The 21,921-nt window shown below is 49.4% G+C and carries 15 protein-coding genes; 4 read left to right on the top strand and 11 right to left on the bottom strand.

Features of this window, described 5'->3' with window-relative positions; translation table 11 throughout:
* Nucleotides 1–72: 72 nt before the first annotated feature.
* Genes DDZ15_RS02530 through DDZ15_RS02520 form a run of 3 tightly spaced genes read right to left on the bottom strand, consistent with a single transcriptional unit; the run spans nt 73 to nt 4,718 of the window.
* Nucleotides 73–1,476: an amidohydrolase family protein gene (locus DDZ15_RS02530; protein ID WP_158278601.1), complete on the bottom strand. Its 1,404-nt coding sequence runs from the start codon at nt 1,474–1,476 to the stop codon at nt 73–75.
* A 50-nt stretch (nt 1,477–1,526) separates the two neighbouring features.
* Nucleotides 1,527–4,082, bottom strand: coding sequence for a serine/threonine-protein kinase (locus DDZ15_RS02525; protein WP_109644503.1), 2,556 nt, complete (start codon nt 4,080–4,082; stop codon nt 1,527–1,529).
* A 21-nt stretch (nt 4,083–4,103) separates the two neighbouring features.
* Nucleotides 4,104–4,718 carry an ECF-type sigma factor gene (locus tag DDZ15_RS02520; RefSeq protein ID WP_109644501.1) on the bottom strand — a complete coding sequence of 205 codons (615 nt, stop codon included), beginning with the start codon at nt 4,716–4,718 and terminating at the stop codon, nt 4,104–4,106.
* Nucleotides 4,719–4,965: 247 nt separating this feature from the next.
* Here DDZ15_RS02520 and DDZ15_RS02515 point away from each other — a divergent pair, with 247 nt between their 5' ends.
* Nucleotides 4,966–7,200 carry an InlB B-repeat-containing protein gene (locus tag DDZ15_RS02515; protein ID WP_109644499.1) on the top strand — a complete coding sequence of 745 codons (2,235 nt, stop codon included), beginning with the start codon at nt 4,966–4,968 and terminating at the stop codon, nt 7,198–7,200.
* 387 nt (nt 7,201–7,587) lie between these two features.
* Here the strand turns inward: DDZ15_RS02515 and DDZ15_RS02510 are convergent, their stop codons facing one another.
* From DDZ15_RS02510 to DDZ15_RS02500, 3 genes are all read right to left on the bottom strand, one after another.
* A complete protein-coding gene (locus DDZ15_RS02510) occupies nt 7,588–8,802 on the bottom strand; it encodes a DmpA family aminopeptidase (RefSeq protein ID WP_109644497.1) in 1,215 nt (404 codons plus the stop codon).
* A gap of 189 nt (nt 8,803–8,991) precedes the next feature.
* Nucleotides 8,992–9,891 carry an MBL fold metallo-hydrolase gene (locus tag DDZ15_RS02505; protein ID WP_109644495.1) on the bottom strand — a complete coding sequence of 300 codons (900 nt, stop codon included), beginning with the start codon at nt 9,889–9,891 and terminating at the stop codon, nt 8,992–8,994.
* Between the two features lie 18 nt (nt 9,892–9,909).
* Entirely contained in the window at nt 9,910–10,287 is a 378-nt protein-coding gene (locus tag DDZ15_RS02500; RefSeq protein ID WP_109644493.1) for a co-chaperone GroES, read from the bottom strand.
* A 152-nt stretch (nt 10,288–10,439) separates the two neighbouring features.
* Here DDZ15_RS02500 and ggt point away from each other — a divergent pair, with 152 nt between their 5' ends.
* Nucleotides 10,440–12,173, top strand: a complete 1,734-nt coding sequence (gene ggt, locus DDZ15_RS02495) for a gamma-glutamyltransferase (RefSeq protein WP_109644491.1) — start codon at nt 10,440–10,442, stop codon at nt 12,171–12,173.
* A gap of 253 nt (nt 12,174–12,426) precedes the next feature.
* Nucleotides 12,427–12,915: an SgcJ/EcaC family oxidoreductase gene (locus DDZ15_RS02490; protein ID WP_109644490.1), complete on the top strand. Its 489-nt coding sequence runs from the start codon at nt 12,427–12,429 to the stop codon at nt 12,913–12,915.
* A gap of 148 nt (nt 12,916–13,063) precedes the next feature.
* Here DDZ15_RS02490 and DDZ15_RS02485 read toward each other — a convergent pair whose 3' ends face one another.
* From DDZ15_RS02485 to DDZ15_RS02465, 5 genes are all read right to left on the bottom strand, one after another.
* On the bottom strand, nt 13,064–14,251 hold the full coding sequence (locus DDZ15_RS02485; protein ID WP_109644488.1) for an MFS transporter: 1,188 nt from the start codon (nt 14,249–14,251) through the stop codon (nt 13,064–13,066).
* A 146-nt stretch (nt 14,252–14,397) separates the two neighbouring features.
* On the bottom strand, nt 14,398–15,669 hold the full coding sequence (locus DDZ15_RS02480) for an exonuclease/endonuclease/phosphatase family protein (protein ID WP_109644486.1): 1,272 nt from the start codon (nt 15,667–15,669) through the stop codon (nt 14,398–14,400).
* Between the two features lie 197 nt (nt 15,670–15,866).
* Nucleotides 15,867–16,193, bottom strand: coding sequence for a hypothetical protein (locus DDZ15_RS02475; RefSeq protein ID WP_146198492.1), 327 nt, complete (start codon nt 16,191–16,193; stop codon nt 15,867–15,869).
* 219 nt (nt 16,194–16,412) lie between these two features.
* Nucleotides 16,413–18,758 carry a S9 family peptidase gene (locus DDZ15_RS02470; RefSeq protein ID WP_109644482.1) on the bottom strand — a complete coding sequence of 782 codons (2,346 nt, stop codon included), beginning with the start codon at nt 18,756–18,758 and terminating at the stop codon, nt 16,413–16,415.
* A 220-nt stretch (nt 18,759–18,978) separates the two neighbouring features.
* Complete coding sequence (locus tag DDZ15_RS02465) at nt 18,979–21,339, bottom strand: S9 family peptidase (RefSeq protein WP_109644480.1); 2,361 nt, start codon at nt 21,337–21,339, stop codon at nt 18,979–18,981.
* Nucleotides 21,340–21,537: 198 nt separating this feature from the next.
* Between DDZ15_RS02465 and DDZ15_RS02460 the strand changes: the two genes are divergently transcribed.
* Complete coding sequence (locus DDZ15_RS02460) at nt 21,538–21,903, top strand: hypothetical protein (protein WP_109644478.1); 366 nt, start codon at nt 21,538–21,540, stop codon at nt 21,901–21,903.
* The last annotated feature ends 18 nt before the right edge of the window (nt 21,904–21,921 follow it).

The raw sequence follows: 21,921 nt of genomic DNA, 5'->3' as shown, positions 1-21,921 counted from the left end.
CCTGAAGCCTGATTTGGCATCATTCGCGAATCAAGAATCACAAGTCACAGGTCGCCAGTCAGCAATCACCAGTCACTTGTCTTCCATCCACTTCTCATCACTCTGAGGACCCAGCTTGCCTTCCGCCAGGTTAAGCAGATAACCGGAATTGAAAATATTCCCTTCTTTTATGACGGTGTGTACCGTGCGAGTCCTCCGGATATCCTCGATCGGATTGCCGTCAATGATCATCAGGTACGCTATTTTGCCGGGTTCAATGGAGCCAATCTGATGATCCAGGCCCATCGCCCTGGCCCCGTTCAGGGTAGCGATGGTCAGGACATCCGCGTTCGGGATACCGGCATCAGCCAGGATTTCCATTTCGCGATGCACAAAAAAACCGTTAAAATGAGGTCCGAGAGAACTGTCCAGATACAGTGGCCTGTCTGTGGCGAGAACGATCATACCGCCCCTGTCATAATAATCCTTTATCAGCTCTTTCTTTATACCATATACTGCAGCAATGGTACCTTCCGTATCAGGCTCTTCAAATTTCTCAAAAAGCTGCTTCGTAAAAGGAGTGAGGTATACAGTTTCATCAACCCATTTCTCAAAAGCCGGGTCGCTGCTTCCCGACCAGGCCCCAAAGGTTCCCATCGTTGCACTGAAAAAGACATCGTTTTCAATGAAGATGTCTATGATTTTATCAAATTCAGGATCATCTGGGTCCAGCTGTTCCAGACCATCATAGGCGTGAACAGAATCGGGGAGTGCGCTTCCGCCCAGAAAGTGTTCAACACGATCGATACCCATTGAAATGGCTTCATCCGAACGGACGGTATTGTTCCAACCTGAGTTTAGATGTGCGGTAACGGTGATGTTATGATGGTGCGCACGGTCTATCAGATGTTTCAGGTTCACCGGACTGATCGTTTTGGCTTTAAACCCACCAACCCCTCTTTCAGCCCACTCGTCTACGATTCTATAGATGTCCCCGCGGGTATATTCAGGATTCCAGTCCGGATTGGCCCTTCCGAAATAGGGTCCGGAATTCAGAATCCTGGGACCATAAGAATTCCCGGCATTCACATTCTTTTTGAACTGAAGAACTTTTTCAGGTTCTACATCACCCGCCGTAAAGATGGTTGTGACGCCGTTTGCCAGCAGCATTTTGGGCGTTGCAGTTGTGTCATCGCGAGTAATTCCTCTGTATTCCATTTTCAGGTGGGCATGCAGGTCTATCAAACCCGGCAGAATATGATCATTGGGATCAAGCGCCAGGATTTTGGCATCATCATCAAAAGTGGTTCTTTGAATGGCAGCAATGTCTCCATTTTGTATCAGGATGTCTGGATTTGGGATGACTTCTGCAGATTCGGGATGAACGATCCAGCCACCGCGGATGATCAGGTTTTGGGCTGAGGAAATTGAAGGGATGAAAAGGAATACCGTGCAGCTTGCAATTAGTAAAAAAGCTATTAGATACTGTTTTGTCATTTTATTCAAATTTCGGAAATGTTTTTTGGTTAATGACGAGAAGCGGATGCTCATTCCAATCCGGTGAGTGTATTAAATGCCAAATTGCGTAATTCCGGTTCATCTAAATCTGATTCATCAAGCTGTTTCAAAGCAGACTCGAGTAGTTCACGCGACCGAATCGTATCTCCCAGTTCGGCAACACAGATTCCAAGATGAATATGGGTGCTAAGCGTCAATGCATGACCGGCTCCCAGGATCCGTTTACGTATCTCAAATGCATCCCGGAGTAAGGGTTCAGCTCTAACGGGATTACCTTCGCGAAGATACAGAGATCCCAGATTGTGCAGGGTTTCGGCCATTTCATTGTGACCCAGTGGATTATGCTTCCTGAATCCCTCCACCGCTTCACCATAATAAATTTCGGCTTCGCGCACATTGCCTATCGTATCATACAAAAGTCCCAAAAGTCGTTTAGTATCATATATAAGCTCGTGGTTCTCTCCGAGCGTGTTCCTGCGAATACTCAGAGCTCGTAACAGAGAGGTTTCAGAATTCTCAAGATCTCCGGTTCTTCTGTAAAGATTTCCAAGATGTGCATAACTGGAAGCGATGTCGGGATGATCCGGGCTGAGTAGAGCAGACCGGGACTCGAGGGCTTGCTCATAATATATTATGGCCTCATCCATTTTGTTTACGGTCATCAAAATAGCCCCCAGATTACTTAATACATTGGCGGTACGCATGTCGCGGTTTCCCGTAGTCTGCATGAAAATGTCCAGAGCCTCCTTCATTTGATTTTCAGCAGCTTCAAAATCGCCGAGTCCGTATTTCAGGGCGGCGTGATTGCTTAAGGCCACTCCCAGGGCCTCGTCCGGTGTGTCTGACAAGGATTGCCGTATGGTGATGGATTCGAGCAAGAGTGAATCAGCAGCGGCAAAATCACCTTGCGACTGCTTCAGTACGGCGAGATCATTGAGTGACCGTGCCACGTCCGGATGGATATCTCCAAAAAGCATACGTCTGGTGGCAAGTGCCGATGAAAGCAGGGAGTCTGCCATCGCATAATCCGCTTTTTGTCTGTAAAGCCAGCCCATCGCGTTCAAACTGCGTGCAGTCTCTGGGTGGATGCTGCCGAAGAGTGACCTGTTCATCTCAAAAGCCTTGCCGGCCAGATTCAGGCTTTCGTCATACAGGCCCAGTTTTTCATATACGTCAGAGATGACAAGATAGAGGTTGGCCTGCAGTTCGGGCTGATCCGCCAGTTCGTTTTCGACCCGATCTGCTCCGCGGTGAAGTAAATCGATGGCCGATAATGCGTTGTCCTCCGCCTCATCCGGATTCACTGAATTAAACAGATCGGTTAAAAAACCGCTTACCTGTTCGGCACGGTCTCTCTGTTGTTCTGCTTCAATAGCACGTTCCTGGATGGCTCTGGATTGGACCAGTGTGATGACGGAAAATGACAAAACCAGCAGGATGACAGCTGCGGATACTGCAACGGTCCATCGGTTGCGGGAGGTAAACTTCCTGGCCCGGTAAATCAGCGAGTCTTTTCCGGCCATTACCGGCCGATGTTGTAAAAATCTATTCAGATCATTTGAAAGCTGTTCAACCGAGGAATAACGCTCAGCAGGGTCTTTTTTCAGTGCCTTCATGATCACACTATCCAGATCTCCACGGAGGATTTTTAAGCCTGATTTCCTGGATGGAAGTTCAGGAATGGTATGGGAGACTATTTTTTCAATAGTAGCCGGAGATTTCTTTTCAAACGTGTACGGCAGTGTCCCTGTCGTGAGTCTGTATAAAAGAACTCCCAAAGAGTAAACATCGCTTACGGTTGAGACCGGCTCATGACTTACCTGCTCCGGAGATGCGTATTCCGGCGTCATGATTCGATTTTGGTATTGTGTCTGACCATCAACAGATTCCTGCGATAAAAGTTTGGCGATACCAAAATCCAATAGTTTGGGATCTCCGTCAGAGTTAATCAGAATATTTTCTGGCTTCAGGTCCCGATGAATGACCAGGTTTTGATGGGCATACTGGACGGCGGAGCATACTTTCAGGAAAAGCTTAATAACCTCTCCCGTTGACATATTCCTTCTCTCTGTATATTCCGTTATAGTTTCTCCATCCACGTATTCCATTGCATACCAGGGCACGCCATGATCATCCGTTCCGCCTCCAAACAAACGTGCAATGTAACTGTGATTCAGAGAAGCCAGGATACGGCGTTCTTCATAAAACCGGTCCAAAATGCGTTGATCAACCAGGTCTTTGCGTATCACTTTCAGTGCAACAAATCGCTTGAACTGATCATCGTCCCGGACGGCCAGATAAACACGGCCCATTCCCCCTGAAGCGAGCTCTCTGATGAGTCGATACGGACCAATAAATCGTTCGGATAGTTCGGAAGTATCGCTAAAAATGAACGATGATGGTGACGAAACAAACGGCCGGATTGTGGGTTCAGAATTGGCCTGTTGCAAAAGGGATCTGACTTCATTCAAAATCTCTTTGTCCCCGCCACAGGTTTCGAGCAGATAGGTATCGAGTTTTTCACCCTCCAGGTCCATGGCTTCGAAGCAGATCAGCTCTATTTTTTTCCATGTATCCGAATTCATGAAGCCTGGTTTGTTAGGGTGTTAAAGAGACAATTGTCCCCGGTTCTTTTGGTTGAGCTCACGGTTGAGCCACAGGCGTGCAGCATTCCAGGCGCGTCTTACTGTAATAGGCGCCACTCCCATGATGGTGGAAATTTCATCCCATGTCAGTCCGCCGAAAAAATGATATTCAACAACCTTGCTCCCTCGCTCATTGAACGTTTTCATTCGTTCCAGCGCTTCATCCAGGGCCAGGATCTGTTCAGCCGTCGAATCCGGTAAATGTACGCTATCCGGATCCCTGATCTCCTCCATCTTAACCCTTGAGTAATCGCCGCCCCGTTTAACAGCCTGCTTGTACTCGGCATAGTTAATCAGAATGCGCTTCATGGCAAGAGCAGCCACGCCCAAAAAATGAGCTCTGCTTTGCCATTCAACCTCTTCGTGATTGATCAGCTTGAAATAAGCTTCGTGAACCAGTGCGGTGGTATCCAGGGTGTGTCCGTTGCGTTCAAAACGAAGCTTCTGGTGAGCAATGTTTTTCATTTCATCATACACCAATGGCATCAGGTCGTTGATGGCCTTTTGATCTCCGGCCCGGGATGCCTGCAGCAGCTGCGTGACATTCTGCCGGCTATGACTCTTCTCTTCAGACATGACTTCTTACCCCTTCAAAGTTCATCCGGATATGCGATACTCAGCACAAATCTAATCCAACATAGTGAATTCGATCTAAAAATCCACTTAACGACTCTTTAGAAGACCATTTTGGTGAAATCCAACGAAAAAATGAACAGTCCGGAATTTTTTCCTGCGTAGTCATTGAGAGCCGGATCGGGAGCTGGTGCAGTTCATCCCGGTTGTGGCTCTTTCAAATAGTTAATCAATCAATGAGGTATGCATCATGAAAACAAGAATAAACATATGTTTTGCGATTGGAATTTTGTTGCTATTAACAACATGCGGGGATAATAATCCGACTTCCACAACCGATGATGATCCTGTGGATCCCAATGTTGAAAGCAAAGAGATCGGTCCTGCAGGTGGAAACCTGACGTCGAAGGATGGACTTGTGACCCTGGAAATTCCGGCCGGAGCACTGAGCGGATCAGAGACCATTACGATCGAAAAAATAACGGCGGATGACCTGGGTTCTGAATTTGAGAATATTGATGTTCAGGAGGCGTATGAGCTCGGTCCAGATGGTTTGGAGTTTGACGTTCCTGTTTTAGTTTCTTTTGCTGAAAATCAAAACCCAGTTGTGGAATCCGATAGTCTTGAAATGAGTTCTGTATCTCTTCTGAGTTCAGAAAACGGAGAAGTATTTTTTCTTGATAATTCTCAGACAATTGTAGATTCAGATGAGGGCACAACAATGGGAACCGGTGAGATTTCTCACTTTTCACCATTAGTTAAAACGAGGGGTGCTTTGACTTTAAGAGTAGGTGGATTGCGAGATGAAGTAGAGGTAAGTACCAATTTTTTTGATGTTTTTGTAGGGGGGGAAGTGGACTTAAATAAATTTGATAGAGATTCTGTTTTAATTGCCGCAGGACCTGAGGCCCCACTTGAAGTAGAAGAAGGGTCAGGTTTACAAAAGTTGGTGCTATTAAGTGGAGCATACATTCAAAATGTGAGACATCGCTGCCCAGAAGTTGGTAACGGGCGATTCATTATTGGGGTATCAATTGAATCTATAGAAGGTCAAAGTGGTGAGTTTATTCAAGTAAAAAGTGATATTGAATGTGTACCGGCAACCTCAAACCTACAGGTTCTCTTGGATGGGAACGGTTCGGGGTCTGTTTCCAGTAACCCTGAAGGGATTGACTGCCCTGAAGACTGTACTGAAGATTATTCGGAAAATACGCTTGTGGAACTTACGGCTACTCCTGATGAGGGTTCCGCTTTCACTGTTTGGAGTGAATTCGGCGTTGAGATATCGAACAATCCCGTTATTGAAGTCACGATGGATCAAGCCAGAACCCTGACAGCCACATTTGATGTTTCAGGAGGTTCTGAAGGTATCTTTTCATCAGGTACAGGGTTTCCAAGGGAAATCATGACTGTGCCCAATCCATGGGGGGATCTTACTTTCCCAACCGATTGCCCATATGTACATATTGTAGCGGGAGCAGATGTAGGAGTGGTTGATCCGTGCAGCGGAAGTGTCATTTCTGTTCTCGATATTCCATTTGAAGTATCGTCAACGGGCCTGAATGGAGGAATTGCATTGTCACCGGTTATTGACAATTTGCTATTACTCACTTCGCAAAGCGGTTGGTTTCTGGCAAAATTGGGAGCGAATCAAGAGACAGGTGAGATTGAGATAGCTGAATTTCGCGGAACCGCAAACAATGAGGGATTTATTTATGCTGCCAATCCCAACAGACTGGGAGGTACCGAAGATGCTCTGATTACAAGTCAATTTCGAACTGAGAAGCTTTCGGCAGATTTGAGCCAACCTGGCGGATATGCGGATCAGGGTGAATTTTTGGTTGGTGCACTTGACAAAGATTTCAATCCCGGAAATATGACTGGAGAACCTCGTCAGGCATATACAAACTTTTCAGATAATACTCCCGGGAGTGTTACGGGTGTAGCAAGTTATCCTGAAAATGGTTCCAGGGTTCTCCGTGCTTATCATCTCAAACGTGAATCCGATGGAACATACACAGAAAATATAGGACCAATAGTTGGTGCAGTATCATATGATTTCACTTGTCAAGATCATCCCGATGAAACCCCTGCCCAAGGGGAGGCTGATCGAGCATGTTTGAGCGTTGACGGTGTCAATGATGAAGTGCATCGGATATTAATATTCGAGGATGAATCAAACCCTGTTCAAGTACTTCCTCCAATTTCCACAACCCCCAGGCCATTTGCAATCGACAGTCGATTGACTCTTTCAGGTGAGATAGATTTCACGTCGCCTAGTTTCTCCGGTGGTAATAATTATAGGGGGATTATGGATTTTACGGGCACTATTCTTGGCGAAAGGCTCGGCAGTTATCCATCAGAGCTTGATGGTATTGAATGTGTTCGGATCAATCCTAGTGGCGATGACATAGGTATGATAGCACTGTGTTCGAGGAATAATGATCTCATTGGAACAATACGTTTCTTACCTCCAACTTTTTGATTCACTTGGCATAAATTATCGCATTCTGAAAATGATAATAGTGCTCATGCACTATTCATGATGCAAATCAAGCCGTCTCTTTCCAGTCGGAGGGAGGCGGCTTGTTGATTTAAGATTGGAGATGAGTGATATGTGATCTTGGGAGTGAAAAGGCAAAAGGTAAAAGTGAGAAGTCAGACCTCAGACGTCAAACGATGGAACTCAGAAAGTATATAAATCCTGCCCGCTGTAGCATGTACACGGGGAATACCCCGAAGGGATCCCCATGGGAAATTCCCCACTCGCCTGTGTCGTCCTTCGGACTCTAATTTAATCTCTAGACAACAAGCATTGGATCTGTTTTCATCCTTGGAGCTTGGAGCTTGGAGCTTGGAGCTTGGAGCTTGTCTATTCCACTCTCCCATACTTCCTCATAATCTCCATCACTTCATCCACCGGCAGCGCCTCCTGCACGCGGCCATCTGCGCCCTCCATGGTTTCGGCCATAAAGAGGGAGTTCAGAATGGCTTCTTCGGTGGCCTCAACCGCAGCAAGGAAAAGCGGGCTCATTTCGGAGTTCTTCAGCTCAGTATTCTCCAGAGTTGGCCCTGTGTGGTCCAGGCTGATCCGAACATCCGGGTGTGTTGAAAATGCAATCACGTAATCACCGCTCCCGTTCGATGCGAATCCTCCAACACGTGCAATTCCCAGAAATGCCCGTTTGGCGAGACGCTCAAGATTCCGTGAAGTAATAGGTGCATCGGTAGCCACCACAATCATGATGGAACCGTCAACATCGAAGTCATAAGTCGTCCGATCACTTTGAGTGATCAGGCGACTCACCTCTGAACCAGATTTCGGCAACGTCGTACCCGGTTGACTTGCCAGATAGTGATTACCCAGTTCCTCACCCACGGGTACGCCGTCTACGGTAAGAACCCCGCCAAAGTTGGACTGCACCAGCACACCCACGGTGTATCCGCCGTTATCTTCCGGGATCATCCTCGATGACGTGCCGATACCGCCTTTAAAACCGAGCGCACGCGTACCGGTTCCGGCGCCCACATTGCCCTCTTCTACTACCCCGCTCTTTGCAGATACAAGGGCTTCCGAAACATGCTCCGTGGTTATTACGCGGGCACGGATATCATTCAGCCAGCCGTCATTGGTCTCGCCCACAACCGGATTCACCGATCGTACATTCTCATTTCCCGGCAGGTTTAGCATATAGTCGGCCAGCCCGTGCGCTGCCTGAAAAATGCTCAGGGTATTGGTCAGCACAATGGGTGTCTCCAGTTCGCCAAGTTCGCGTACCTGTGTAAAGCCAAGGGCTTTCCCAAACCCGTTACCCACATAAACGGCGCCAGGAACCCTGTCTCGGTAGAGATTCCCGCCGTGGGGCAGGATAGCGGTGACGCCCGTGCGAATATTTTCGCCCTCTGTCAGCGTCCGGTGTCCCACCTGAACGCCGCCCACATCGGTTATGGCATTTAACGGCCCGGTTGGAAGGATGCCAGGGGTAATGCCAAGGTCCCGCACACGGTCGCGCTCCTGCGACTGCGCCGGAGCAATGATAAATAGAGAAAGAAAAAAGACCAGAAATAGTAAGCAGGCCGGCTTCATGACGCTTCCCCGTTAGAATTGGCATTACCGTTTTGAGAGGGTGGAAAGGAGAAATTCTCACCACGGCAGCACTCATCCACATTGGTGCCGCAGGCGGCGCACTGCCCGTGTCCGTGAACCCATACAACCCCCGCTTGTTGCCCGCAGTAGAGACAGCGTTCTGCAAAAGGGTTATGTTTGGCTTGCGTACTACTCATCGGCGGTAAGCTCGTCATAAACCACGGACAGGTTGGCGGGAAGCGATAGTCTGGAGCCCGCGCTCTGGTGATTCGGAAACTCCTCAAACTGATTCACGGAGGTAATCTCCTCGCGGCTGAGTCCGGCTGCAAGACCTGCTTCCGTGTGCTCTATAAGTTTGGCCAGAAAGTCGCGCATGTAGAGAACATCACTGCGATCGCCGGTAACGCCAAAATCGGAATTGCCGTGACCAAAAATGAAAAGGGTATCGCTGTCGGCTTCATCGGCGACGGTTTCGAGGAGTGTTATCCAACCCCGAACGGAAGCCCCGCCGGGACGATCGATGAACGGATACCAGCGGTTGAATACCAGATCACCCATATGAGCTATATTGCTATTGCTGAACCAGATAACCGAATCGCCGCCGGTATGGGCATTACCGTAGTATTTTGCTGTGATCTGTTCATCGCCGGCATCAATGGAGAACTCATCCTCAAAGGTGATGGAAGCAGAGGGTATCACCTCATCGTTGCCCTGGGAAGCCTGTTGCTGCAGTTCCGGAACATTTTGATGGGCGATAATGCGATAGTCGCTTTCGGCAAATGCACCGTTGCCGGATACATGATCCCCATGGTGGTGCGTATTGAACAAAAAGCGGGTAGGCCCGTTTCCATAGGTTGTAATCCCGGAAATAAACTCCTCGGCGCTGTTCCGGAATTGGGAGTCGATTACCACAATCGCGTCATCCGTTACAAACCAGCCGATCGTTCCTCCGCGTCCGGTGAAATAGCCAGCCCCGTTGCGGAGCGGGTAAAATGGTCCCTCCTGAAATACCCTCGTGAGAAGGGACGGGGCGGCGATAGCTCCCGCCGATAGAAGTGAAAAATTCTGAATAAATGCTTTTCTGTTCATTATGAGATTGGTGTGGGATTATTCCAGTTCATGATTGTCACGGATGAGGAGCAGAATGGCTGCATGAGGTACAATCAAATACTTTTCGTTTTCAAATTCAATTTCGTGGGTGCTGCTTTTAAGAAAAATGGCCAGGTCGCCTTCCATCGCCTGCATACCGATATATTTTGGCTGAGCGGCGTTCTGTTTCCATGGCTCATCAACTTCCTGAGATGGAACGGGGTATCCGGGACCGGTTTTAATGATGTATCCGCTTTGGATCTCCTCTTTTTCTTTTACGGTAGCCGGCAGCACAAGTCCGCTTTTGGTATGTGTTTCCATCTCGCGGGGCTTTATCAGTACACGGTCGCCGATGATGATAAACTTTTCAACGGAATTGAGATATTCCTGAATCATGGAAGAGTTGTGTTTGGATTGATTTTCACTCTGTTGAAAAAATAATGCATTTTAAGGTAAGTTTTATCGGAACTCCCGTTCTCCGAAAGCCGGTTACTGTGAGAGTTCGCATTTGTTACCTAACATTAAACGCCAATCAAACAGATACTCCAATGAAGTTCGTTCTTTTTAGTTCCATTGCCGCGTTTTTCTCGCTCATTTTTATAACAGTACCTCTTTTTGCACAGATCGACAGGGAATCGGGCAAGCAGTTTGCAACCCGATCCGAGGTGATCGGTAAACGCGGCATGGTTGCCACAAGCCAGCCGCTCGCCACACAGGTGGGCCTCGATGTCCTCAGGCGGGGCGGCAACGCCATTGATGCTGCCATTGCCGCCAATGCAGCCATCGGGCTGATGGAACCCACCGGCAACGGAATCGGCGGAGATCTGTTTGCCATCATCTGGCATGAGGAGAGCGGCCGGCTGTATGCACTGAATGCAAGCGGGCGCTCACCGCAAGGGCTCAGTTACGACAGGTTGATGGAGGTTCTGGATGAGCAGGGACGATCGTCCATCTCCAGACTTGATCTTACATCGGTTTCCGTGCCCGGTGCAGTGGACGGCTGGTTCACGCTGCATGAGCGGTTCGGCTCCCTGCCGATGGATGACATACTGAGTGAACCTATCTACTATGCGGAGGAGGGATTTCCGGTATCAGAAGTGATTGCAATGCGGTGGAATGCTTCGGTTCCGCGTTTGATCAATCAGGCCGGTGCGTTTGAGGAGACCTTTACCATCGACGGTCGCGCCCCGCAGAAGGGTGAGATTTTCAGAAATCCGGATCTGGGTAATACCTTTCGTCTGCTGGCGGAAGAGGGCAGGGATGCGTTTTACAGGGGCGAAATTGCGCGCAACATCGATGAGTGGATGCGCGAAAACGATGGCTACCTCCGCTACGAGGATTTTGCAAACCACACGTCTACCTGGGTGGATCCGGTTACCACAAACTACCGGGGCTATGATGTATACCAGATCGGCGGAAACAACCAGGGGACTGCGGTGCTTCAGATACTGAATATCCTGGAAGGGTTTAACCTGTCTGAATCCGGTTTTGCATCTGAGGAAACCCTTCATCTGCTTGTGGAAGCTAAAAAACTGGCCTACGAAGACCGTGCCAAGCACTATGCAGATCCGGCATTCTACAACCAGCCAATCGACCATCTGCTCTCGAAGGAGTATGCGGCCGAGCGGCGGGAGATGATTGGCGAACGAGCCATGGACGAGCTTACAACGGGAATTGACGTGACGCGCGACGGGGATACCATCTATCTCACCACCGCCGATCAGTACGGGAATATGGTCTCTCTTATACAAAGCAATTTCGCCGGTATGGGAACGGGCTTCGTGGTACCCGGCACGGGTTTCAGTTTCCAGAATCGCGCCGCGCTTTTTTCGCTCGATCCGCAGCATCCGAATGTCTATGAGCCGGGCAAGCGACCATTTCATACCATCATACCGGGCTTTGTGATGAAAGACGGAGAACCGTGGTTCAGCTTCGGCAACATGGGAGGCGGCTATCAGCCGGTTGGACATGTGAGCATCCTCACCAACATCATCGATTTTGGAATGAACATTCAGGAAGCCGGCGATGCGCTTCGGTGGATGCACGGCGGATCCTCTGAACCCACCGATGATATGGATGAGACCCTGACCAGGCCGGGCACGATTTATCTCGAATCATCTATTCCATACGGAGTGGTCCGGGGACTCCAGTCCCGTGGACATTCGGTTCAGATCGGGAACCAGTTTTTTGGGCGCTATCAGGGAATCATGCGCGATCCCGACAACGGTGTCTACTACGGAGCGTCCGAATCACGCGTGGACGGCCAGGCGGCGGGGTACTAAACGGAGTGAAAAGGCAAAAGGCAGAAGTAAGAAGTGAAAAGTCCCCTCTGGCAAGGGGTGTGTTCAACTCAGGTGGGCTTCTGAGTCTGCCAGGAACACACCCCTGCAAGTTCGCTGGACGCTCACTTTGCTGTCCCCTCTCCAGAGGGGACGTTATATAAAGCCCTTAAAAGAAATCTGCGAGCATCTGCGATATAATCTGCGTAAATCAGCCCCATAGGGATGCCTATGGCACGAGAACCTATAGATCAGAATGTCAAAAGAATATGAACCCATCAAAAACCCGGAAGACATACCCGCCCGGTTTGCTGAAGCCTGGAATGAAAGGGATGCGCATAAGATTGCGTCGCTGTTTGACCAGGATGCGGACTTTGTGAACGTGGTCGGCATCTGGTGGAATAACCGCGAGGATATCCGAAAGGCACATGATTACGGGCTCAAGGTAATCTTCAGGGATTCGGATCTGAAAGTCACCAAAACAAAGGTGAAGTTTCTGTCTGATGACAATGCTATCGTCCACGCCAGAATGCGGCTGAAAGGGCAGACATCGATTGAGAAAACGGACCCGGGTACACGATTCACGATTTTCACATTTGTAGTTCATAAAACAGAAGCCGGCTGGAGCTGCGCTGCCGCTCAGAACACCGATATTGTGCCCGGCAAGGAGACGAATCTTGTTGAGGATAACGATATTCGATCTGTGGATTATAGGGAGAAGGCAGAAGGCAAAAGGCAGAAGTGAGAAGTGAAAAGTGAAAAGTGAAAAGTCCCCTCTGGAGAGGGGATTTAGGGGTGTGTTCATCGCGCACTCAGAAACCATTAATAACACACCCCTGCGAGTTCGCTGGACGCTCACTACGCTGTCCCCTCTCGAGAGGGGAGTTTCCCCATCAACCAGAAACCGAAAAAGTCTCCCTAAAGCGTAAAGCATAAAGCCCGGCAATCGGACCAAGGGCCAGGATCATATAGAGATAGGCCGGATTTACCAATGGCAGCAGCCAGGTAACCGTCTGAATGCTGACAATCGTGATCGAGAAACCGATGCAGTTTACAATGGTAAGAGCGGTGCCTTTGATCTCGCCGGGTGCATTATGTGCAACCAGCGTGGAAAAAAGAGGGGAATCGGCAATCACCACCAATCCCCAGAAAATCAGGAATGCTATGAATAAAGCTCCCGAAGTTTGGCTGAAAAAAAGAGGGTAGAGAAGGCAGCAGCAACAGGAACTGAACAAAGCAACAAATGCAGTTCGCTTGGTTCCCAATTTACCGGACAGGATTCCCCCCACTGCACATGAAACGCCTCCAAGTCCTATGATGATGAAAGAAAGGATTGAGATATTACCGGCAGCCAACCCTTGAGTATCAAAATAGCCGGCGATCATCAAGGGCACAAATGCCCAGAATGCGTACAGCTCCCACATATGGCCGAAATAGCCAAAGGCAGCCGATCTGAAATCCCTGTCTTTGAACACCCGGAACCAGGCCGAAAAGTCAGGCTTTTTACCCGGTGTCCGGTGTGGTCCGTCAGGCACAAGAATGTATATAAAAAGTCCTCCTGTTACGGAAAGAACAGATGTCACAATGATGACCGCCCTCCACGGCAGGTCGGTCATTAGGCTGTTCAGAAGATGGGGCAGGGCGGTTCCCACAACAAGCGCTCCAACCAGAAAACCCAGTGACTTCCCCAGACCCTCTTTGAAATAGTCGGCTGCAATCTTCATTCCGACCGGGTAGATACCAGCAAGGAAAAATCCGGTTGCAAAGCGAAAGAAAAAGAGAGTGAAAAATGTATTCTGGGAATGAATCACTCCCAGATTGAATGCAGCTCCTAGGCAGGCACTAACAAAAAATACTTTAGAAGGTGAGTAGCGGTCAGCCAGGGTGAGCAGCGCAAAAACCAGGGTTCCTGAGATAAACCCAAACTGAACGGCCGATGTGAGATGACCGACTGCAGCAAGATTCAGACTGAAGCTGTCGATCAGGTGTGCCATCACCCCATTCCCTGCAAACCAAAGCGATGTGCCCAGGAACTGGCAAAGTACAATGATGACAAGTATGGAGTTTTTCTGAAGCTTCAATTCATCAGGAAAAAATATGTTATAAAGTGTCCTCTTCCCCCATAGGGATCCCTATGGGAGAAGGGGGGCAATGGGGGATGATAAGTAATAAAACAATTGCCCAAATTTGTGTTCAGAGCTCAATCTGATATTTAGCTCATTCTGTACTACTTCCCAATAATCACAAAAGGCGGGTTGTGATCCGGCTCCTCCCACTCGCTGAACACCATGTTTGCCTGAACGGTGTTGGCATAATTTCCATAGGTGTCGGCTTCCGGCAATAACAGGCCGAAAAGAGAACCGGTCATCCATATATGGTCGATGGAGCTTTGAAAATTTCGAGTATCGAATGTAACCAGTCCGTTCCCCATCATATGTGAGTAATCATATGAAGGCTGTGCAGTGGCAAACACAAATCCGGGATATAAAGCTTCCATGCCGGAAAGCGTGTCAATCGTGCTGCAGATACCTGAGCCCGGAATTTCATCATTGAAGTCTCCAATGGCCGCAAAATTCTCCTCATCCAGGCCGGCCCACTCTACCCACTCCAGGAAGGTATTCACCTGACTCTGGCGGACCAGGCAGTCGGAGCCGTCGGAACCTGCCTTGAAATGAAGGGAGGCGGTGGTAAACTGCACGTCCGATTCGTTTACCGTAAACGTTGCCACATACGGCCGGCGGCCGATGCAATCGCGCCAAACATCTCCTTCCTCGTCAATAATTCCGTTCGAGGTCGATGCATCCAGGTTGTAGCCCGATACAAAAGTGACTTTATCCGTACGCCATACCGTAGCTTTTTTCAACGAACAGCCGGATTCCGTTATGCGGAAATCCCAGAGATCCGGTTCGTCAAAATAGTTGTTGATCAGATCTTCAACGGAAGCAGCATTTAGGATCTCAGCCAGGATAATTACATCAAAGTTCCAGCTGTCGATGAGGCTGCCTACAGCTTCTTTCTTCTGCTCACTGTTGCCGCTGTCGTACCACTCCAGATTCCAGGTGGCAAGCCGGATACCCTGTTCAGAGACCGAACTTCCGCAATAAATATTCGTTTCAATCTCAGCCAGTGCGTTGATGGTCGACTCCGGTAGTTTTCCCCTGCAGAGCCAGCCGGAGGGTGCGGATACGCCGACGATCCTGTATGGTTCATTCTCCTCAATTTCGACGGCGAACGAATACCCGCCGTCGCCGGTGATGTCGATCTCCTTGCTGTTTGTGTAGTTGTCTCCCCACTCCAACCTCATAGTGATGGTACCGGGGCTTGAAAAAACCTCGCCTCCTACATTAAAAACGTCCGGTTCACCGTTGGGATCCGGATCATCGGGACCGTTGACCTCCTGAGACCCTCCGCAGGATGAAATGAAAAGTCCGGTAAAGAGGATCAGGACAATAAAATAATGTGTAGATGAAGACGACGGTGTGTTTGTTCTCAACTGCATGCACCCAAATTTGAATAGCTTATGATGACGTGGAAAAGGTAATGATTTTTGAACTTTTAAAAATGGCAAAGAGAGGTCATAAACGTGCTGCAGTATTGGTTTATCTGAAGAAGTGAAATTGCTGTTCACCGGCCGAAATAAAAGAGGAGAGTTGCGTTCTTGGGCCATATTACGCAAGCCGACTGACTTCTTGCGGCCTATTCATTCACTCTATCGCTGTTTTCCGAATCGTACACAATATCGGAGCTATGGCGGCGAAGCACCTGCTGCATGGCCCGGATCACCTCAATATCGGCATCCGGATGGATGGTAACGTCTGCCTTGAGCTCGGATTCAGCGGCCATTTCCTCAATCTGGGTCTCAAAATAACTGACATGAATCTCCTTGCCGTCCAGCAGAATCACATTGGAACCCGTCAGCTCTACGGTGATCTGCTTCCCGGGTTTGTTCGTAAACCCTTGTCCGGCCCGATTGCATCCAAAAGCAACAAATGTAATTATCAATAAGAGGAGTGCGTGTCTCATCCGAGTGGTTTTTGATTGTATCCGATCCAAAAATGTCGCTTTACCCGGTTACACGCAAATGAGGATTTTTTGAGTATTGGAACGTCAGACGTCAAACGTGAGACGGGAGAAGCAGATCTCTGATCGGAGACTGGTGATATGCGATCTCAGATGTAAATTCACTTAGTCGCCAGTCGCCAGTCGCCAATCACAAGTCACTCATCTCACATCGCCCATCGCTCATCTCATAATCCGGTATCCTTCCGGCGGTTCAGCGCCTTTCAAATGTCGTACAAAAAAGTCCCACGTTCTTCTAAGGTGGTAGGGCTCATTGCCGAACCCGTGACCGCGGTTGGGCATCACGATCAGCTCAAAATTCTTGTTGTGCCGGATCAGTTCATTAACCACCAACAGGGTCATGGACGGATGCACGTTGGTGTCCATAGTGCCATACGAAATCAGCAGTTTGCCCTCCAGGTTCTCTGCCTTGAGATGATTGGCCTGGTTGGTGTAGCTATCCTCGCCATCACCGGTCTCTTCCAGCAGGCCCTGATATTTTTCACCCCAGTAATAGGTGTATCCGCGATTGTCGTGATTTCCGGCGCTGGAAACACCTGCCTTGAAGAAGTCCGGATACTGAAAAAGGGCGGATGCCGTGGCAAATCCGCCTCCTGAGTGCCCGTACATGCCCGCGCGTTCGATATCGATAAAATCATGGCGTTCTGCAAGCTGTTCCATGGCGGCAATCTGATCGGGCAGGCCGTTGTCGCTCATGTCGCCGTAATAGGCGGTGTGAAACTCCCTCGACCGGAATGGCGTGCCCATGGCATCCACCTGTACTACGACAAATCCGAGCTCGGCAAGCGCATGCGCCTGCCCGCGGCGTGATGTGGAGAAACCGCGTCCGCCAATGCTGCCTGTTTGAGGACCCGGATAGATGCTGTTAACGATTGGGTACTTTTTGTCCGGATCGAAATTAGACGGCAAAAACATGATGCCGTGAATGTCGGTTTCCCCGTCGCGGCCTTTCGTAACAAATGATTGTGGTGCTTGCCAGCCGGTTGCATAGAGCTCGGTTGCGTCCGCTTCTTCAAGCGTCATCAGGATCTCCCCATCTTCATTTCGAAGTACGGAAACCTGAGGTGTTTCGAAGTCGGAATGAGTGGAGACTATGTAGTTTGCATCAGGACTAAGGTCCACATCATGATGAAAATCCTCCTGTGTGAGCATTATCAGGCCGCTTCCGTCAAAGTTTGCCCTCATCAGTTTCTCGTGGTAGGGATCGGATGCGCCCTCAACCCCAACCGCAGTGAACCAGATCTGTCTGTTCACCTCGTCCACGCGTACGATATCCATCACGTTCCATTCACCTTCCGTGATGCGATTCTTCAGATTCCCTGTTTCAAGGTCGTGCAGATAGAGATGTCCCCAATTGTCTTTTCGCGTAAACCAGATAAACTCATTGCTATTGTGAAGCACGCGCCAGTTGGGTACGCCTCTTGAGGAGAGGTTCGACTCGAAAAAGATGTCGTCCCGTTCATGGTATACCTGACGAACTTCGCCGGTGAATGCATCGGCCAGATAAAGCGTGACCTCTTTGTAGTCGCGGGAGGTGGACACAAATGCGAGTTTGGATCCATCCCCGCTCCACTCATTATCACCCCATTCGCCGTTTCGGACGAGTCCGCAGCAGTTCGATGTTCGCTGATGGGAGGGAGGTGTGTCCAGCTTCGTAAACCCTGCTTCTTCAACATCAAGAACAACCCTCTCAAGCATCGGCACAATAGAGTCTCCGGGAAGCGCATAGGGCCAGATGTCGGCTTCCGGACGGCCCACCTGCGTTCTCCAGAGCGTCATCATCTCCACACCGCGTTCATCCAGGCGGTAGGTGGCAAGCTTATCCGAATCGGGCGACCATTTTACGATCGGCGTATCCGACCGGTTCCAGCCCTGGTTGTTGATGCCATAGCCGTAATGCTGAACGCCATCGGTTGTAAGCTGAGTCTCTTCACCCGTAATCAGGTCTTTTACCCAAAGGTTATAATCCTTTATGTACACAGCTTTGGTACCGTCGGGTGAAAGCACCGAGTTGGAGGGTTCCTCAGGGGCAGCGCTCTCCTCTTCGCATGTGTAGGACTCAATAGAACAAGCCACAATGTTTCCCGAGTGTGTAAACCGGATTGTGTCAAGGTCATTTGAAAAGCTCAGGTTCTGGAGGGGGAGATTTACGGCACTCTGTTCCGTACCGGTATACTCCTGAATGGCGGCGGCAAGCCGCTCGTGATCAAATGCCCTGACCGTTGTTCGGGATGCTGCATCGGTTATTTTATAAAGGGCTCCTTCGGGGGTTCTTACGCGATACCAGAAGGTATCCGAATCGATCCATTGCGGGCTCACTCTTTGCCCATGCACTTTGCCGGAAAGGTTCCAGCTAAGCATCTGTTCCGCACGTTCGTAATCGGCGGCCGAAACCCGTTCCGTCTCCGGTTCAGCAGCCGGAGTTGCGGTTTGAACGTTTTCTGTAGACGCACACCCGCTAAGTGTGAAAATGAAAAACAGTGCGGTGAGTAGAAGCCCTTTATTCATGAATCTGATAATGATGTTAGTGGTTGCAGTGGTGAAATTGACGGTTTTTGTTCAATCGGGCAAGCAGAAAATAAAAAACCCCATGCCATGATGGGCAAGGGGTTCGAAAAATCTGCGTGACTCTGCGATTCATCTGCGCAAATCTGCGAGAAATCCTTTCAGCAAATATTTGGCTTTATTTGTTCTCGCAGATTTTCGCTGATTTTCGCTGAGTTGATGATTAATCCGGCAGGTTGTAATCAATCTCAGTCGGATAGTAACCCATCAGGTGCTCCGCAAAATAGTCCCACAGCATCCGCTCAAAGTAGTCTGAATATCGCCCGAATCCGTGACGTGCCTCCGGAAAGATCATCATATCAAACCGTTTGCCCTCGCGAAGCAGTGCGTCCGCCAGGCGGTAGGTGTTTGCCGGGTGAACATTGTTGTCCATTTCACCGTGAACCAGCAGCAGGCGTCCCTGCAAGTTGGATGCAAGCTCCGAATTTGACGGAATGCGCGAGCTGAAGGTGGTACGCTCTTCCTTAACCTCTTCGCCTTCTTCATTGGTCACGGTTACGGAATCGGTTTTTGCCTCAACCCCGTGATGGACCTCACTCCACCAGATGTTATAGACATTGTTGTCATGGTTACCGGCGGAGGACACTGCCACCTTGAAGAAATCAGGGTGGGAAAGCAGCGCGGCCGTACTCATAAAACCTCCTCCCGAATGCCCATAGATTCCCACACGGTCGAGGTCAATATAAGAGTGTAGGGCTCCCAGCTGTTCAATGCCGTATCGGTTATCGGCCAGTGCATAGTCGCGAAGGTTTCCATGGCCGTAGTTGTGATACCATTTCTCGCGGAGCGGGCTGCCGCCTCGGTTCCCCATGGCTACCACCACAAATCCAACCTGCGAGAGTGCGTGAGCGCGGGCCGCGGATCCACCGATGGAGAAAGATCTAGGGTAGGGCTCTACCTGCGGACCCGGATAGACGTAGGAGATAACCGGGTACTCTTTCTCAGGATCAAAATCGGAAGGTTTCCACATCACTCCGTACAGATCGGTTACCCCGTCGGCAGCCTTTACGGAGAAGAGTTCGGGCAGATTGTATCCTGCATCAAACATTCTGGTCAGATCGGTCTCTTCGAGCTGAAGAACCTCCCGGCCTCGGTTATCGCGAAGCACAGCTTTCGGCGGCAGGTCGGGACGGGAAAAACTGTCCACAAAATAGCGCCTTGAGTCGCTCATGGACACCGAGTGATTTGCATTCTCAGGCGTGACCAGCTGCTGGCCGGAGCCGTCAAAATTGACTTTGTAGTAGTGTGCATGATAGGGATTGCGATCCTCTTCAGCTCCGTACCCCTGGAAATAGATGGTCTGTGCCGTGGTATCTATAGCAGCGATGTCGCCAACCATAAAGTGCCCGGTTGTGATGCGGTTCCGCATATTGCCTTCGCTGTCGTACCGGTAAAGCTGGCCCCATCCGGTCCGCTCACTCCACCAGATATACTCCTCGCCCTCATTGATAATTGCCAGCTGCGCATAGCGTGTGTTGAAGTAGGGCTTGCTGGTCTCAGACCACAGAACCTCCACCTCACCCGTGGTGGTATTGGCTTTCAGCACGTCAATTTCATCCCAGGTACGGGTACGCCGCAGAATATATAGGTAGTCGGATGTTTCGGTTTCAAAAATGCCACCACCGCTGAAGTAGGCCCCTCCAAGCGACTGATCCGGCCATTTGTCGGTGTCGAGCCTTATGTGCTCTTTGGACTCCATGTCAAACACCAGAATTTCATCCTGGTAGTGATCTTCTTCACCCGGCATAGCGTATTTATAGGTCTCAAGCTCCGGACGTTCTTCCAGGTTGTTGATTACCCAAAGCTCATCGACATCCCGCCAATCCTGACGTTTCACATATAGTTTTTCTGAGTCTTCAAACCAGTTGGCCCGGCTGCGGAGACGCTCGGTGGATGTAGTGTCTCCATGATCTGCCTGAAAGCTGTACCATCGTTCGCCGTCTTCGGTAAGACGGATTTCATTGCTGTCGGGATCATCGGCTCTCATCACATAGAGGTCGTGTTCACGGGCAAAGGCAATCCATGTACTGTCGGGCGAATAGGTAGCCCATGGTTCGCGCGTTTCAGCTTCCAGCGAGTCGCCTTTCACCAGTTGGTTGTTATCTACATAGTACTTGAACTCGATACTGTCTACATGAAATGTGAACAGTTCGCGGTCCGTATCGTAATCAAACCCACGCAATTCCAGATTATTTGAGTCAAATCCGCGGTTAAACTCTTCTGACAGCTCAGCGGCCATTCTTTCGCGATCGAACAAAGGGCGCACCTGCTGACGTGCGGCATCAACGTACATCCAGCGAGTTCCGCCTGCATCTTCCCACTCGTACCAAAACTGTTCCTGGTCTTCAATCCAGTTGGCACGCAGATTGGTGCTTCCTGTCATTTTCTGCATATTATCCCCGGTAAATCGTTCTGCAAGCTCAAAATTTGGCCGTTCCTGTGCTTGCGCGGTTCCGGATAAAAAAGTGATAAACGTTAAAAGAACGATTATCGACAGCGGTGATAGTAGACTGCGTAGATTCATAATGATGTGGTGGTTTATAGTTATCAGACCTGACAATATCTGAAACGGAGAGGTGGAATGCACTTATGCTTTACAAGATTTTCCATTTGGTACCCCTTTAGGCTAGCTGAAAGGCATTTTTTCCGATCCGGAATTGTAAGCCTTATCTTATGTGTTATGAAATAAAACAACAATTGAATTCTAAAAACAAACAGATACATGAAGTTAGTTGATCCATCGGGCAAAGAGGTTACAAGTAAGGAAAATAAGGATGCGGGAGAATTGGAGAAGCAGCTCAGCAAGAAGATGGAGCAGATGCTTGAACCTGTATTCAATAAGATTAAACTCAGCGGAGCCCAGGTTCCCCAGGAACAGCTGATGCAGCTCTCATCAGCAGCGCATCAGATGCTGTTTAACCGAATGATCTATAACCTTCTGATAAAAGTTGGAATCGAAGACCTGTCGGAAATTTTGAGTGATGACGATGTTGAAGAACTTCAAACCTCACTCAGCAATCAGCTGCAGTTCGTCGACTCTTCCAAAATGCAGGAGATGATGAACAACCAGCAGAAGAATCCGGAATAAGCCCGGATAGATTATTTA

Source organism: Rhodohalobacter mucosus (assembly GCF_003150675.1).
GTDB lineage: Bacteria > Bacteroidota > Rhodothermia > Balneolales > Balneolaceae > Rhodohalobacter > Rhodohalobacter mucosus.
The sequence above is the reverse complement of the archived record's forward strand: the minus strand, read 5'-3'. Positions and strand labels throughout refer to the sequence as shown.

Coding starts and splice junctions, on each gene's coding strand:
- DDZ15_RS02515 (WP_109644499.1), top strand. CDS start 4,966: ATGAAAACAAGAATAAACATATGTTTTGCGATTGGAATTTTGTTGCTA.
- DDZ15_RS02470 (WP_109644482.1), bottom strand. CDS start 18,758: ATGAATAAAGGGCTTCTACTCACCGCACTGTTTTTCATTTTCACACTT.
- DDZ15_RS02525 (WP_109644503.1), bottom strand. CDS start 4,082: ATGAATTCGGATACATGGAAAAAAATAGAGCTGATCTGCTTCGAAGCC.
- DDZ15_RS02530 (WP_158278601.1), bottom strand. CDS start 1,476: ATGACAAAACAGTATCTAATAGCTTTTTTACTAATTGCAAGCTGCACG.
- DDZ15_RS02510 (WP_109644497.1), bottom strand. CDS start 8,802: ATGAAGCCGGCCTGCTTACTATTTCTGGTCTTTTTTCTTTCTCTATTT.
- ggt (WP_109644491.1), top strand. CDS start 10,440: ATGAAGTTCGTTCTTTTTAGTTCCATTGCCGCGTTTTTCTCGCTCATT.
- DDZ15_RS02460 (WP_109644478.1), top strand. CDS start 21,538: ATGAAGTTAGTTGATCCATCGGGCAAAGAGGTTACAAGTAAGGAAAAT.
- DDZ15_RS02465 (WP_109644480.1), bottom strand. CDS start 21,339: ATGAATCTACGCAGTCTACTATCACCGCTGTCGATAATCGTTCTTTTA.
- DDZ15_RS02505 (WP_109644495.1), bottom strand. CDS start 9,891: ATGAACAGAAAAGCATTTATTCAGAATTTTTCACTTCTATCGGCGGGA.
- DDZ15_RS02480 (WP_109644486.1), bottom strand. CDS start 15,669: ATGCAGTTGAGAACAAACACACCGTCGTCTTCATCTACACATTATTTT.
- DDZ15_RS02475 (WP_146198492.1), bottom strand. CDS start 16,193: ATGAGACACGCACTCCTCTTATTGATAATTACATTTGTTGCTTTTGGA.
- DDZ15_RS02490 (WP_109644490.1), top strand. CDS start 12,427: ATGTCAAAAGAATATGAACCCATCAAAAACCCGGAAGACATACCCGCC.
- DDZ15_RS02520 (WP_109644501.1), bottom strand. CDS start 4,718: ATGTCTGAAGAGAAGAGTCATAGCCGGCAGAATGTCACGCAGCTGCTG.
- DDZ15_RS02500 (WP_109644493.1), bottom strand. CDS start 10,287: ATGATTCAGGAATATCTCAATTCCGTTGAAAAGTTTATCATCATCGGC.